The sequence below is a fragment of the Priestia sp. FSL R5-0597 genome (genome assembly GCF_038006305.1).
Classification (GTDB): domain Bacteria; phylum Bacillota; class Bacilli; order Bacillales; family Bacillaceae_H; genus Priestia; species Priestia zanthoxyli.
Genome location: NZ_JBBOUZ010000001.1, coordinates 131534 through 145594, shown reverse-complemented (window position 1 = coordinate 145594; position 14061 = coordinate 131534). Strand labels below are relative to the sequence as shown.

The following is a 14061-nucleotide window of genomic DNA, read 5'->3' as shown; positions in this document are numbered from 1 at the left end:
TTTCACCAAACAATCTTTACGTTCTAATCAGCACTAAAACAACTGCTACTGCCAGCAGAAGTAAAAGCATAATTGTATCTATGCTTCCCCATTTTAATTGACGATACTTTGTACGCCCTTCTCCGCCTTTATATCCTCTTGCCTCCATGGCAATAGCTAACTCTTCAGCACGCTTAAATGAACCTATAAATAAAGGAACAAGCAAAGGAACGACAGCTTTCAACCGATCCGTAACGGGACCGCTGCTAAAGTCCACTCCTCGTGCTGTCTGCGCTTTAATAATTTTATCTGTCTCTTCCATCAATGTAGGAATAAAGCGAAGAGAAATGGACATCATTAAAGCTAATTCATGAACAGGAAGCTTGAGCTTTTTAAATGGATTCAACAAGCTTTCCATTCCATCTGTTACTTCAATGGGCGTAGTCGTTAACGTTAGCATCGTCGTAATTAAAATTAAGAACAAGAAGCGCAAGGAAATTAAAACACCTTGAATAAGGCCGCCTTTATAGACAGAAAACCATCCCCATTCAAACAAAAGAGGACCTTCCTTCGTCATAAAAATGTGCAAAAGAAACGTGATGATAATAATAAATAGAACGGGCTTTAACCCTCTTAAAATAAAGGAAACGGGCACTTTACTCATGGCCACTATCACAAGGGTATACACACCTAAAAAAGCATAGCCGATAGGGTTATTTGCTAAAAACACAATTAATACATACGCAAATACGAGAAGCAGCTTGGCCCGAGGATCCATTCGATGGACAACAGAATGACCCGGGACATACTTACCAATAATGATTGAGTTCATCATATTCGTTCACCTTGCTGCATAAGGTGCTGCACTTTCTCTACCACTTCAGAAAAGGTAATAACCGTATCCGATGCTTCAAGCTGAAATTTCTCTTGCAGCTTCAGCATAAAGCGAAGCGATTCTGGAACATCCAATCCATATTCTTTTAGCTGCGTATGCTGACCGAAAACTTCTCTAGGTGACCCTTTCATCGCAATCGTTCCTTTATTCATTACAATTAGCTCATCAGCGTACATAGCTGCATCTTCCATGCTGTGAGTCACGAGAATCGTCGTCAAGCCTTTTTCTTTATGAAGACGATAAATCATATTCATAATTTCTTGACGGCCTCTAGGGTCCAATCCAGCAGTTGGCTCATCTAAAATTAGCACATTAGGATTCATCGCTAGAATACCTGCTATCGCTACACGACGCATTTGTCCACCACTCAAATCAAAAGGAGATCTGGTGAGAATGTCTTCTGGCAACCCCACTAACTTGATAAGCTCTCGTGCTTTTTGCTTTGCTTCTTCTTCCAAAACGCCATAATTCATTGGTCCAAAAGCTATATCTTTTTCCACCGTTTCTTCAAAAAGCTGATGTTCTGGAAATTGAAACACCACGCCTACCTGCTGACGAATAGCTTTTAAATTCTTTTCTTTTCGATTGGCTTTAATGGTGCGCTCACCGATTTGAATTTCACCAGCAGTTGGCTTCAATAAGGCATTCAGATGCTGTATGATTGTTGATTTCCCAGAACCAGTATGGCCAATAACAGCCAAAAATGTACCTGATTGAATGCTTAAATTTAAGTCATGCAGAGCAATTCGTTCAAATGGTGTATTAACTTGATAACGATGCTCTACTTCTTTGAATATAATGTCCATAGTTCGTCCACCAAGTCCTCATCTGTTAAATGAATTTTTGATAAAGGAATTCCTACGGAAGCAAAACGATGGCTTAGTTTAACGGAAAACGGCAAGTCTAGTCCAATATCCGTTAACTTGGAACCTAATGCAAATACTTCGCGTGGAGTACCTGTTGCATAGATCTTCCCTTTGTTCATCACAACGACTCTGTCAGCCATTGCTACTTCATCTAAATCGTGGGTAATTGAAATAACCGTCAGTTGTTTTTCTTCTTTTAATTTTCTAACAGTTTCAAGTACTTCAGTTCGTCCAATAGGATCTAACATAGATGTTGCTTCATCTAGAATGATAACAGATGGCTGTACGGCAATTATACCCGCAATGGCCACACGCTGTTTTTGTCCACCTGATAGCTGATGAGGCTCTTGATCCAGAAAAGCACTCATATTGACCATTTCGATTGCTTCAGGTATACGTTTTTCCATAATTTCAAATGGAATCCCGTTGTTTTCAAGCCCAAACGCAATATCATCTTGAACGGTTGAGCCAACAAATTGATTATCTGGGTTTTGAAACACCATTCCAATCTGCTTGCGCACATCCCATATTGTTTCTTCAGATAAAAGAGTATCGCCCACTCGAACCGTTCCTTTTTCAGGTAGCAAAAGGCCGTTTAGAATTCGTGCCAGCGTCGATTTCCCAGATCCATTATGTCCAGCTATCGCTAACCATTCACCTTTATAAGCAGAGAGAGAAAGGTGATCTAATGTTAGGTCTGCTTCAGGATCGTATCGAAAGCATAAATCTTTTACCTCTAAAGACATTTCTTTCAACGCTATCTTCCTCTCAGCTTTTTCTATTGCAGCATTGCCTACATTGGTTTTTTACGCTATTTACCCGGTTTAAGGTATAAAAAAAGGGCAACGACTAGTTACACACTGTCTCGCCCTTTTCTATCTGTATTAAAAATATTAAACTAATTCAATGATAACCATTGGAGCACCGTCACCACGGCGAGGTCCAACTTTTAAGATACGAGTGTAACCGCCTTGGCGATCTTCGTAGCGAGTAGCGATATCGCTGAATAGTTTTTGTAAAGCGCTTTGACCAGCTTCCTCGTTAGCTACTTCATTACGGATGTAAGATGCAGCTTGACGACGAGCGTGTAGATCTCCACGTTTACCTAAAGTAATCATTTTTTCAACAGTTGAACGTAATTCTTTTGCACGAGCTTCAGTTGTCTCAATGCGTTCACTGATGATTAAATCAGTTGTTAAATCACGAAGAAGCGCCTTGCGTTGTGCGCTTGTACGACCTAATTTACGGTAAGACATGTGAGGTCCCCTCCTTTGTTAAGTAGTTAAACAGGTAGATATAATCAGTCGTCCTTACGTAGACCCAAACCTAATTCTTCAAGTTTAGCTTTAACTTCTTCTAAAGATTTACGGCCTAAGTTACGAACTTTCATCATATCTTCTTCTGTTTTATTAGCAAGCTCTTGTACAGTATTGATGCCTGCTCGTTTTAAGCAGTTGTAAGAACGAACAGATAAATCCAGTTCCTCGATCGTCATCTCTAGAACTTTTTCTTTCTGGTCTTCTTCTTTTTCTACCATGATCTCTGCTTTTTGAGCTTCATCTGTTAAGTTAACGAAGATATTTAAGTGTTCCGTTAGAATCTTTGCACCTAAAGCAACAGCTTTTTCTGGCTCGATGCTACCGTCAGTCCAAACATCCAACGTTAACTTATCGTAATTTGTCATTTGACCAACACGAGTATTTTCTACATAATACGATACGCGAGTAACAGGCGTATAGATTGAGTCAATTGGAAGTACACCAATTGGTTGGTCTTCACGCTTGTTAGCATCGGCAGGATTATAACCTCGACCTGTGCGAGCAGTAAGTCTCATACGGAAATGAGCATCTGACTCAAGTGTTGCAATATGAAGATCCGGATTTAGAACTTCGATATCACTGTCTGCTTGAATGTCAGCAGCCGTTACTGTACCAGGACCTTTAACATCGATCTCAAGTGTTTTCTCTTCATCAGAGTAAATCTTTAACGCTAACTTTTTAACGTTTAAAATGATGTTTGTTACATCTTCAACAACTCCAGGAACTGTTGAAAATTCATGTAATACACCTTCAATTTGAATAGATGTTACAGCTGCACCAGGGAGTGAGGATAATAGGATACGACGTAAGGAGTTACCCAAAGTAGTACCATATCCACGCTCAAGTGGTTCGACGACGAATTTACCGTACTTTCTATCATCGCTGATTTCTACCGTTTCGATTTTTGGCTTTTCAATCTCTATCAATATAAACCCTCCTTCAAAACGTCGAAACCTCGGCTAGACGGCTGATTTCTCAAATGCCTAACCGAAATTCCCTATTAGACAGTTCCCGAATGTGCACAACAAATGGAAAACATTTCGTTGCATGAATAAATTCTACACCATCATCATTATAGACAACGAAATAGAATCTATACATATTAATTATACACGACGACGTTTTGGTGGGCGGCATCCGTTGTGAGGTACAGGAGTAACATCTCTAATAGCTGTTACTTCTAAACCTGCAGCTTGAAGAGCACGGATAGCTGCTTCACGACCAGCACCAGGGCCTTTAACTGTAACTTCAAGAGTTTTCATTCCGTTATCCATAGAAACTTTTGCAGCAGCTTCAGCAGCCATTTGCGCAGCAAATGGAGTGGATTTACGAGAACCTCTGAAGCCAAGTGCGCCTGCACTAGACCAAGCAATCGCATTACCGTGAACATCTGTAATTGTTACAATAGTGTTGTTAAACGTTGAGCGAATATGAGCTACACCAGCTTCAATATTCTTTTTCACGCGACGTTTACGTGTATTAGTTTTACGTGCCATCTGTTAATGACCTCCCTTACTAATTATTTCTTCTTGTTCGCTACAGTACGGCGTGGGCCTTTACGTGTACGAGCATTGTTTTTACTGTTTTGACCACGAACTGGTAAACTACGACGGTGGCGGATACCACGGTATGAACCAATCTCAATTAAACGTTTGATGTTTAAAGAAACTTCACGACGAAGATCGCCTTCTACTTTATAGCTATCTAAAATATCACGAATTTTACCTAATTCTTCTTCTGTTAAGTCACGAACGCGAGTATCTTCAGAAACTCCAGCTTCAGCTAGAACTTTTTCAGCAGTTGGACGACCAATACCGAAAATGTATGTTAATGAAATTACTACACGCTTGTCACGAGGAATATCAACACCAGCAATACGTGCCATATGAATAGTGCACCTCCTTATTGATTAACCTTGTTTTTGTTTATGCTTAGGGTTTTCACAAATTACCATTACTTTACCTTTTCTACGGATAACTTTACATTTTTCGCAGATTGGTTTAACTGATGGTCTGACTTTCATGTTTCATACCTCCTTGATAGTACGGAGTGCATAGGTTTTATTTGAAACGGTACGTAATTCTACCGCGAGTTAAATCGTATGGTGACAATTCTACAGTTACTTTATCACCAGGTAAGATTCGAATGAAATGCATGCGAATTTTTCCTGATACGTGAGCAAGTACTGTATGACCATTTTCTAATTCTACCTTGAACATAGCGTTAGGTAAAGTCTCAGCAACTGTACCTTCAACTTCAATTACATCGTCTTTTGCCATTAAAGTGCTCTCCTTTCTTTGAAACAGTAACAAGCTATCATTAAACGACTTAAAAAGAACCTGTTCTGAACATCCGGAGATCGTAATCATTAAATTCAAGATGATTGACGCTAATATACATCTTTACCATTTTAACAGCAATTCAGACGAAAAACGATCATCGTGAATTTAGATAATTACTGTTTACTGTCCAGTGCATCTAGCGAGGAATGGATAGAGATAACATCCTTTAACATTACAATGCTGTCAGAATTTCATATCCCGTCTCAGTAATTGCAATAGTATGTTCGAAGTGCGCACACATTTTACCATCCACTGTCACAACTGTCCAGTTATCAGGTAATGTTTTTACATATCGCATACCAGCATTCACCATTGGCTCAACTGCCAATACCATGCCTGGACGTAGACGCGGTCCTTTATTCGGTGGACCATAATGAGGTACTTGCGGATCTTCATGTAAGTCTTTGCCGACGCCATGGCCAACATATTCTCTTACAATCGAAAAGTTACGTGATTCTGCGTACTGTTGAATAGCATGTGAAATATTCGACAAACGCTCACCCGGCTTCGCTTCTGCTAATCCTTTGTAGAGAGATTGCTCAGTCACATCAAGCAGCTCTTGATTTTCTAATGAAATCTTTCCTACTCCATATGTCCAAGCTGAGTCACCATGATAGCCACCGAATTTAGCTCCGATGTCTAAACTGATGATATCCCCTTCATTAAGCTTGCGTTCTCCCGGAATACCATGAACTAATTCTTCATTCACAGAAGCACATACACTGCCGCGAAAACCATTATACCCTTTAAAAGACGGAATTGCATCATGTTGACGAATAAAATTTTCAGCAATTGCATCCAATTCTATAGTCGTAATACCTGGAACGATATGTTTTTTCAACTCTTGATGAGTTAAAGCCACGATTCGTCCAGCTTCACGCATGACCTCAATTTCCTCTGGTGTCTTGCAAATGATCATTGCTTAACCCCAGCAAGTAATTGACGAACATCCTCAAACACAATGTTAATATCTTGATTACCATTAATATTGCGTAGATAACCTTTTTCTTGATAGAAATCAAGTAGAGGTTGAGATTGTTTAACATTAACTGAAAGTCTAGTTGAAACCGTCTCAGCATTGTCATCTGCACGTTGATAAAGCTCTCCGCCACATTTGTCACAAACTCCTTCTTTCGCAGGAGGATTGAATACTAAGTGGTAAGTAGCTCCGCAATCTTTACAAATGCGGCGTCCAGTAAGACGCTCCATTAAAATGCTTTGATCTACATCAATATTAATCACATAATCAATTTGCTTGTTTAGTTCTTTTGTAATTGTTTCAAGAGCTTCTGCTTGGGCTACTGTTCTCGGGAAGCCATCAAGTAAAAAGCCGTTTTCACAATCTTGTTTGTTTAAACGCTCGCGCACAATTCCAATTGTTACTTCATCAGGAACAAGGTTACCTTGGTCCATAAATGATTTAGCTTTTAAACCTAGTTGCGTTCCTTCTTTAATTGCAGCTCGGAACATATCTCCTGTTGAGATATGAGGGATATCGTAATGCTCAACGATTTTTTCTGCTTGAGTACCTTTCCCAGCACCAGGAAGGCCCATTAACACTAAATTCATTTCTTGCTTCCCCCTCAGTATCTTATCCGTTTAATGGGAAAGCAGCCTGCCTCCCACTAAACAGCTTTACTTAATAAATCCCTTATAATGGCGTTTCACTAATTGACTCTCAAGTTGTTTCATTGTCTCAAGAGCTACACCGACAACAATTAACAAACTAGTACCGCCGATCTGAGCAGATGAGGGTAGGTTTGCAATTTTGATGAACAGAACCGGCAACACAGCAATTAACGCAAGGAATATCGAACCGATTAATGTCAGACGATATAACACTTTCGTTAAATAAGCTTGTGTGCTTTTACCAGGACGAATGCCTGGGATGTAGCCACCTTGCTTTTTCAAGTTCTCTGCTACTTGTTCAGGGTTAACTTGAACAAATGTATAGAAGTAACAAAAAGCAATGATTAACGCTACATACACTATCATACCAATTGGCTTAGTATAGTCAAATGTATTCTGAATCCACGTCGTTACATCATTTGGACCGAAAAATGATGCAATTGTTGGTGGTGTGATAATAAATGAAACTGCAAAGATAACAGGAATAACCCCAGCAGCATTTACTTTTAACGGTAAATGAGTGGATTGACCTCCAACAGGATTACGACCAGCTGAACCCTTTGCATATTGAATAGGAATTTTTCGTAGCGCTTGTTGGAAGTAAATAACCCCAACAATAATAGCTAAAACTGCAATCGCAATTAAAACTACCGTTACGATACGAATGAATAATTGATCCCCAACGTCTTCAAATTGCTGTGCATAAATTTGATTTAATGTTGTCGGAATACCAGCTGCAATCCCAGCAAAGATAATGATAGAAATACCATTACCTACGCCTTTTGCAGTAATCTGTTCTCCTAACCACATTAAGAAGGCAGTACCTGCCGTTAACACTGTAGCAATTAGAAGATACGTAGAAATTCCTGGATTAGCGATCAATTGTCCGCCCGAAATATTGTTGAATCCTATAGACATACCTAAAGCCTGGATAAATCCAAGCACAATTGTTCCATAACGAGTTACTTGAGCTAATTTACGGCGCCCAACATCTCCCTGCTTTGACCATTCTGTAAACTTAGGTACAACATCCATCTGCAATAATTGGACGATGATGGATGCTGTAATATAAGGCATAATGCCCATAGCAAGAATGGAAAAGTTTTTTAACGCGCCGCCGCCAAATGTATTCAGAACTCCGAATACATTTAACCCATCTTGCAATTTTAGTACATCCGTATTAACACTTGGTACAGGAATAAATGTACCAATTCGGAAGACAATTAACATTAACAAAGTGAAAAAGATTTTTTGTCTTATTTCACGCACGCGCATTAAATTGGAGATTGTTTGAAACATTAGATCACCTCAACTGTACCGCCAGCAGCTTCGATAGCTTCTTTAGCAGTTGAAGAGAATTTAGCAGCTTTAACAGTTAGCTTAGAGTTTAATGTACCGTTTCCTAGTACTTTAACGCCAGCTTTTGCTTTGCTTACTAAACCAGTTTCGATTAATAATTCTGGTGTTACTTCAGTTCCATCTTCAAAACGGTTAAGAGCTTCTAAATTAACGATCGCGTATTCTTTGCGATTGATATTAGTGAACCCACGTTTTGGAAGACGACGGAATAAAGGAGTTTGACCACCTTCGAAGCCAGGTCTTACGCCACCGCCAGAGCGAGCGTTTTGCCCTTTGTGACCTTTACCTGAAGTCTTTCCGTTACCTGAACCAGTACCACGACCTACACGGTTACGTACTTTACGTGAACCTTCAGCTGGTTTCAATTCATGAAGTTTCATTCCGGAGCACCTCCTTAGAGTGACAATTTATACTTATTGCTCTTTTACTGTAACAAGGTGAGCTACTTTGTTAATCATTCCGCGAATTGCAGGATTATCGTCTTGAACGACAGTTTGATTTAACTTACGTAGGCCAAGTGTACGAACAGTTACACGTTGATCTTCTGGACGACCAATTACGCTACGAGTAAGGGTAATTGCTAGTTTGTTTGCCATTCCATATCCCTCCCTTATCCTAACAGTTCTTCTACAGTCTTGCCACGTAGTTTTGCAACATCTTCAGCACGTTTTAGGTTAGCTAAACCGTTAAGAGTTGCACGTACCATGTTGATTGGAGTGTTTGAACCTAAAGATTTAGATAGAATATCACTTACTCCACCCAATTCTAGTACCGCACGAACTGGGCCACCAGCGATAACTCCTGTACCTTCAGAAGCAGGTTTTAAGAAAATTTGACCTGCACCAAATTGTCCAAGGATTTCGTGTGGAATAGTTGTACCAACCATAGGTACAGTAATTAAGTTTTTCTTCGCATCTTCAATTGCTTTACGGATTGCATCTGGTACCTCTTGTGCTTTACCAGTACCGAATCCAACGTGACCGTTTTTGTCACCAACTACAACTAATGCAGCGAAGCGGAAACGACGTCCACCTTTCACAACTTTAGCTACGCGGTTAACGGTAACAACACGTTCTTCAAGCTCTAATTTATTTGGATCAATACGACGCATGATTTTCCCTCCTTTTACAATTAGAATTGTAATCCAGCTTCACGAGCAGCGTCAGCTAATGCTTTAACACGGCCATGATATAAATAACCGCCACGGTCGAATACTACTTCGTTTACACCTTTTTCTACTGCGCGTTTAGCGACTAATTCGCCAACTTTGATAGCAGCTTCAGTGTTACCAGTGCTTTCTAAAGTCAGGTCTTTATCTAACGTTGAAGCACTTGCGATTGTTACTGAATTTAAATCGTCGATAACTTGTGCGTAAATATGTTGATTAGAACGGAACACGTTTAAACGCGGACGAGTTGCAGTTCCAGATAACTTCGCACGAACACGAGCATGTCTTTTTTTACGAACTTTGTTTTTATCAAGCTTCGTGATCATTTCGGGCACTCCTTTCTTTTACCTAACCGGCATTACTTCTTAGCAGTTTTACCTTCTTTACGACGTACATATTCGCCTTCGTAACGAATACCTTTACCTTTGTAAGGCTCTGGTGGACGAACGTCACGAATATTTGCAGCTAATGCACCTACGCGTTCTTTATCAATACCTTTAATAACGATCTTAGTTTGAGAAGGAACTTCGATTTCGATTCCTGTTTCAGGAGTAATCTCAACTGGGTGAGAGTATCCAACGCTCAATACTAATTTGCTACCAGATTTTTGTGCACGGTAACCTACACCGACTAATTCTAAACCACGTTCGAATCCTTTAGTAACACCTTCAACCATGTTACCTAAAAGGCTACGAGTAGTTCCATGAAGAGCGCGGTGCTCTTTATTGTCACTAGGACGATTAACAACTAATACGTTGTCTTCAACTTTAATTTCGATTTCAGGGTGGAATGTACGAGTTAATTCACCCTTTGGTCCTTTTACAGTTACAGTGTTGCTCTCGTTCGTAACTGTAACACCTGCTGGAAGTTCTAAAGGCTTTTTACCAACACGTGACATAGTTACACCTCCATTCACATTTAAAACTTATTACCAAACGTACGCTAATACTTCTCCACCAGTTTGCTTTTGACGAGCTTCTTTGTCAGTTAAAACACCTTGAGAAGTAGAAACGATTGCGATACCTAAACCGTTAAGTACACGTGGTACTTCGTTAGTTTTTGCATAAACACGTAGACCAGGTTTACTGATACGTTTTAAGCCTGTAATTACACGTTCGTTATTTGAACCGTATTTTAAGAAGATACGGATAATACCTTGTTTGTTGTCTTCGATGTATTCTACATCACGTACGAAACCCTCACGCTTAAGGATTTCTGCAATTTGCTTCTTAATGTTAGAAGCAGGAACTTCAATTTTCTCATGACGAACCATGTTCGCATTGCGGATACGAGTTAGTAAATCTGCAATAGGATCAGTCATTACCATATTAATTTACCTCCTTCCCAAACTTGGGTTTTACCAACTAGCTTTTTTAACACCAGGAATTTGACCTTTATAAGCAAGCTCACGGAAACAAATACGGCAAAGCTTGAATTTACGTAGTACTGAGTGTGGACGTCCACAACGTTCGCAACGTGTATACTCTTGTACTTGGAATTTTTGCTGGCGTTTTTGCTTCGCAATCATTGATTTTTTAGCCACATTTTCGCCTCCTCTGCTTAACGTTGGCAGTTATTACTTCTGGAATGGCATACCGAACTGAGTTAAAAGCTCACGAGCTTCTTCATCAGTGTTTGCTGTTGTAACAATAACGATATCCATACCACGAACTTTAGTTACTTTATCATAATCGATCTCTGGGAAGATCAATTGTTCTTTAACACCTAACGTGTAGTTTCCACGACCATCAAATGCTTTTTTAGATACACCACGGAAATCGCGCACACGTGGAAGTGATACTGATACTAATTTATCGAAGAATTCGTACATACGCTCGCCGCGTAAAGTAACTTTCGCACCGATTGGCATACCTTCACGAAGACGGAAACCAGCGATAGATTTTTTCGCACGAGTTACAACAGGTTTTTGACCAGTGATTTCAGCTAGTTCTTCAACAGCGTTATCTAAAGCTTTTGAGTTAGAAACAGCATCACCGATACCCATGTTGATTACGATCTTGTCGATTTTTGGCACTTGCATTACAGATTCATAATTAAACTTGCTAACTAGAGCAGGAGTAATCTCTTTTGTAAATTTCTCTTTAAGACGGTTCATGTGAACTAAACCTCCCTTCACATTTCATTAATTATTTATCTAAAGTTTCACCAGATTTTTTTGCTACACGTACCTTTTTGCCATCGATAACTTGGTACCCAACACGAGTTGGCTCACCAGATTTAGGATCCAACGGCATTACGTTTGATACGTGGATAGGTGCCTCTTGGCTAACGATTCCACCTTGTGGATTTACTTGAGAAGGTTTAGAGTGTTTTTTCACAACGTTCACGCCTTCAACAAGTACACGGTCTTTCTTTGGGAAAGCTGCAAGTACTTCACCTTGCTTACCTTTGTCTTTACCAGAGATAACCACTACTTTGTCGCCCTTTTTAACATGCATCCTATTCGCACCTCCTTAAAAGGCATTTTGTATTTGTTCTATATATCAATTAGATAACTTCTGGAGCCAATGATACGATCTTCATGAAGTTGTTATCACGTAATTCACGAGCAACTGGTCCGAAGATACGAGTACCACGTGGTCCTTTGTCGTCACGGATGATTACGCAAGCATTTTCGTCGAAACGGATGTAAGAACCGTCAGTACGGCGAACACCACTTTTTGTACGTACAACAACAGCTTTAACAACGTCACCTTTTTTAACAACGCCTCCTGGTGTTGCTTGTTTCACCGTACAAACGATAACATCACCAATGTTTGCTGTCTTACGACCTGAACCACCAAGTACTTTAATAGTAAGTACCTCACGTGCACCAGAGTTGTCTGCAACTTTTAAACGAGATTCTTGTTGAATCATGTACGAAACCTCCCTTCGGATGAATCATTCTTATCCGATCTATCTTAACTATTAGATGATAACAGCTTTTTCTACAACTTCTACTAGACGGAAACGTTTAGTAGCTGATAACGGACGAGTTTCCATGATCTTCACGATATCGCCTAGTTGAGCTGTATTGTTTTCATCGTGAGCTTTGAATTTCTTTGAGTATTTTACACGCTTGCCATAAAGCGAATGCTTTTTGTAAGTTTCAACAAGAACAGTAACAGTCTTATCCATTTTGTCAGAAACTACGCGGCCAGTGTAAACTTTACGTTGGTTGCGTTCACTCATTCTGAAAGCCTCCTCTCAGACTTAATTATTTATTAGCAGCAATCTCTCTTTCACGAACTACAGTTTTCATACGAGCGATCGATTTGCGCACTTCGCGAATACGAGTAGTATTCTCTAATTGTCCAGTCGCTAATTGGAAACGAAGGTTAAACAACTCTTCTTTTAAAGCCTTAACTTTTTGTTCAATTTCAGCAGTGGTAAGGTCACGAATTTCATTAGCTTTCATTAGAATCACCACCAATTTCTTCACGTTTTACAAACTTACATTTTACAGGTAGCTTGTGTGCAGCTAAACGTAAAGCTTCACGTGCAACCTCTTCAGATACACCTGAAATTTCAAACATTACTTTTCCAGGTTTAACAACTGCTACCCAACCTTCAGGAGCACCTTTACCAGAACCCATTCGGACTTCTAGAGGCTTAGCAGTATAAGGTTTAGAAGGGAAAATTTTAATCCATACTTTACCGCCACGTTTCATGTAACGAGTCATTGCGATACGAGCAGCTTCGATTTGACGGTTTGTAATCCAAGAAGCTTCAGTAGCTTGTAAACCGAATTCACCGAAATGTACTTCCGTACCACCTTTAGCGCGTCCACGCATTTTTCCGCGATGTTCGCGACGATATTTAACGCGTTTTGGTAATAACATAATTATTTTCCTCCTTCCTCAGTTTTCTTTTTAGTAGGAAGAACCTCTCCACGATAGATCCATACTTTCACACCAAGTTTACCATAAGTAGTATCTGCTTCAGCGTGAGCATAGTCAATATCAGCGCGAAGTGTATGAAGTGGAACTGTACCTTCACTGTAATATTCAGAACGAGCAATATCAGCTCCGCCTAAACGACCAGATACCATTGTTTTGATACCTTGTGCGCCAGCACGCATACTACGTTGGATAGCTTGCTTTTGAGCACGACGGAATGATACACGGTTCTCAAGTTGGCGAGCGATGTTTTCAGCTACTAGTTTAGCATCTAAATCTGCTCGTTTAATTTCAAGGATGTTAATGTGTACACGCTTGCCTGTTAATTGGTTAAGAGCTTTACGAAGTGATTCTACTTCAGTACCACCTTTACCAATTACCATACCAGGTTTTGCAGTGTGGATCGTTACGTTTAAGCGGTTAGCAGCGCGTTCGATTTCAACTTTAGAAACAGCTGCATCGTTTAAACGTTTAGCGATATATTCACGTACTTTTAAGTCTTCATGTAATAAGTCAGCGTAGTCTTTGCCAGCGAACCATCTTGATTCCCAATCACGGATGACACCGACGCGAAGACCGACCGGATTTACCTTTTGACCCATGAA

26 protein-coding genes are annotated in these 14061 nt (G+C 39.9%); all 26 read right to left on the bottom strand.

Features of this window, described 5'->3' with window-relative positions:
• Positions 1–16: 16 nt before the first annotated feature.
• The 26 genes from MKX72_RS00830 to rpsC all read right to left on the bottom strand — a co-directional run bounded on the left by MKX72_RS00830 (position 17) and on the right by rpsC (position 14058).
• On the bottom strand, positions 17–814 hold the full coding sequence (locus tag MKX72_RS00830) for an energy-coupling factor transporter transmembrane component T family protein (protein ID WP_028412724.1): 798 nt from the start codon (positions 812–814) through the stop codon (positions 17–19).
• Positions 811–1680, bottom strand: a complete 870-nt coding sequence (locus MKX72_RS00825; protein ID WP_028412725.1) for an energy-coupling factor ABC transporter ATP-binding protein — start codon at positions 1678–1680, stop codon at positions 811–813. Before MKX72_RS00825 ends, MKX72_RS00830 begins: the two co-directional genes overlap by 4 nt.
• Positions 1656–2495: an energy-coupling factor ABC transporter ATP-binding protein gene (locus tag MKX72_RS00820; protein WP_013054954.1), complete on the bottom strand. Its 840-nt coding sequence runs from the start codon at positions 2493–2495 to the stop codon at positions 1656–1658. The genes MKX72_RS00825 and MKX72_RS00820 overlap by 25 nt, the downstream gene beginning before the upstream one ends.
• Positions 2496–2633: 138 nt before the next feature.
• The gene (gene rplQ, locus MKX72_RS00815) at positions 2634–2996 is read right to left on the bottom strand and encodes a 50S ribosomal protein L17 (protein ID WP_013054953.1); all 363 of its coding nucleotides are present in this window, start codon (positions 2994–2996) and stop codon (positions 2634–2636) included.
• 44 nt (positions 2997–3040) lie between these two features.
• Positions 3041–3985: a DNA-directed RNA polymerase subunit alpha gene (locus tag MKX72_RS00810; protein WP_013054952.1), complete on the bottom strand. Its 945-nt coding sequence runs from the start codon at positions 3983–3985 to the stop codon at positions 3041–3043.
• A 180-nt stretch (positions 3986–4165) separates the two neighbouring features.
• Positions 4166–4555, bottom strand: a complete 390-nt coding sequence (rpsK, locus tag MKX72_RS00805; RefSeq protein WP_028412666.1) for a 30S ribosomal protein S11 — start codon at positions 4553–4555, stop codon at positions 4166–4168.
• Between the two features lie 23 nt (positions 4556–4578).
• Positions 4579–4944: a 30S ribosomal protein S13 gene (rpsM, locus tag MKX72_RS00800; RefSeq protein WP_013054950.1), complete on the bottom strand. Its 366-nt coding sequence runs from the start codon at positions 4942–4944 to the stop codon at positions 4579–4581.
• A 24-nt stretch (positions 4945–4968) separates the two neighbouring features.
• Positions 4969–5082: a 50S ribosomal protein L36 gene (gene rpmJ / locus MKX72_RS00795; RefSeq protein WP_003156543.1), complete on the bottom strand. Its 114-nt coding sequence runs from the start codon at positions 5080–5082 to the stop codon at positions 4969–4971.
• 37 nt (positions 5083–5119) lie between these two features.
• Positions 5120–5338, bottom strand: coding sequence for a translation initiation factor IF-1 (infA, locus tag MKX72_RS00790; RefSeq protein WP_010285101.1), 219 nt, complete (start codon positions 5336–5338; stop codon positions 5120–5122).
• A 235-nt stretch (positions 5339–5573) separates the two neighbouring features.
• The gene (map, locus tag MKX72_RS00785; RefSeq protein WP_028412665.1) at positions 5574–6320 is read right to left on the bottom strand and encodes a type I methionyl aminopeptidase; all 747 of its coding nucleotides are present in this window, start codon (positions 6318–6320) and stop codon (positions 5574–5576) included.
• Positions 6317–6970, bottom strand: coding sequence for an adenylate kinase (locus tag MKX72_RS00780; protein ID WP_013054948.1), 654 nt, complete (start codon positions 6968–6970; stop codon positions 6317–6319). The genes map and MKX72_RS00780 overlap by 4 nt, the downstream gene beginning before the upstream one ends.
• A 66-nt stretch (positions 6971–7036) precedes the next feature.
• The gene (secY, locus tag MKX72_RS00775) at positions 7037–8329 is read right to left on the bottom strand and encodes a preprotein translocase subunit SecY (RefSeq protein WP_013054947.1); all 1293 of its coding nucleotides are present in this window, start codon (positions 8327–8329) and stop codon (positions 7037–7039) included.
• A complete protein-coding gene (rplO, locus tag MKX72_RS00770; protein WP_013054946.1) occupies positions 8329–8769 on the bottom strand; it encodes a 50S ribosomal protein L15 in 441 nt (146 codons plus the stop codon). Before rplO ends, secY begins: the two co-directional genes overlap by 1 nt.
• A 33-nt stretch (positions 8770–8802) precedes the next feature.
• Positions 8803–8985: a 50S ribosomal protein L30 gene (gene rpmD, locus MKX72_RS00765; protein ID WP_013054945.1), complete on the bottom strand. Its 183-nt coding sequence runs from the start codon at positions 8983–8985 to the stop codon at positions 8803–8805.
• Positions 8986–8999: 14 nt separating this feature from the next.
• Positions 9000–9500, bottom strand: a complete 501-nt coding sequence (gene rpsE, locus MKX72_RS00760; protein ID WP_013054944.1) for a 30S ribosomal protein S5 — start codon at positions 9498–9500, stop codon at positions 9000–9002.
• A gap of 20 nt (positions 9501–9520) precedes the next feature.
• Entirely contained in the window at positions 9521–9883 is a 363-nt protein-coding gene (gene rplR / locus MKX72_RS00755; protein ID WP_013054943.1) for a 50S ribosomal protein L18, read from the bottom strand.
• 32 nt (positions 9884–9915) lie between these two features.
• A complete protein-coding gene (gene rplF / locus MKX72_RS00750; RefSeq protein ID WP_013054942.1) occupies positions 9916–10455 on the bottom strand; it encodes a 50S ribosomal protein L6 in 540 nt (179 codons plus the stop codon).
• A gap of 30 nt (positions 10456–10485) precedes the next feature.
• Entirely contained in the window at positions 10486–10884 is a 399-nt protein-coding gene (rpsH, locus tag MKX72_RS00745) for a 30S ribosomal protein S8 (RefSeq protein ID WP_013054941.1), read from the bottom strand.
• 30 nt (positions 10885–10914) lie between these two features.
• Complete coding sequence (locus MKX72_RS00740) at positions 10915–11100, bottom strand: type Z 30S ribosomal protein S14 (protein ID WP_013054940.1); 186 nt, start codon at positions 11098–11100, stop codon at positions 10915–10917.
• A 33-nt stretch (positions 11101–11133) separates the two neighbouring features.
• Positions 11134–11673, bottom strand: a complete 540-nt coding sequence (rplE, locus tag MKX72_RS00735) for a 50S ribosomal protein L5 (protein ID WP_013054939.1) — start codon at positions 11671–11673, stop codon at positions 11134–11136.
• A 31-nt stretch (positions 11674–11704) separates the two neighbouring features.
• Positions 11705–12016, bottom strand: a complete 312-nt coding sequence (rplX, locus tag MKX72_RS00730) for a 50S ribosomal protein L24 (RefSeq protein ID WP_013054938.1) — start codon at positions 12014–12016, stop codon at positions 11705–11707.
• 49 nt (positions 12017–12065) lie between these two features.
• Positions 12066–12434 carry a 50S ribosomal protein L14 gene (gene rplN / locus MKX72_RS00725; protein ID WP_013054937.1) on the bottom strand — a complete coding sequence of 123 codons (369 nt, stop codon included), beginning with the start codon at positions 12432–12434 and terminating at the stop codon, positions 12066–12068.
• Positions 12435–12485: 51 nt separating this feature from the next.
• A complete protein-coding gene (rpsQ, locus tag MKX72_RS00720) occupies positions 12486–12749 on the bottom strand; it encodes a 30S ribosomal protein S17 (protein ID WP_013054936.1) in 264 nt (87 codons plus the stop codon).
• Positions 12750–12774: 25 nt separating this feature from the next.
• Positions 12775–12975, bottom strand: coding sequence for a 50S ribosomal protein L29 (gene rpmC / locus MKX72_RS00715; protein WP_013054935.1), 201 nt, complete (start codon positions 12973–12975; stop codon positions 12775–12777).
• Positions 12965–13399 (bottom strand): 50S ribosomal protein L16, encoded by a 435-nt coding sequence (gene rplP, locus MKX72_RS00710; RefSeq protein WP_013054934.1) that lies wholly within the window; start codon positions 13397–13399, stop codon positions 12965–12967. Before rplP ends, rpmC begins: the two co-directional genes overlap by 11 nt.
• Positions 13400–13401: 2 nt before the next feature.
• Positions 13402–14058 carry a 30S ribosomal protein S3 gene (gene rpsC / locus MKX72_RS00705; RefSeq protein WP_013054933.1) on the bottom strand — a complete coding sequence of 219 codons (657 nt, stop codon included), beginning with the start codon at positions 14056–14058 and terminating at the stop codon, positions 13402–13404.
• Positions 14059–14061: the final 3 nt, after the last annotated feature.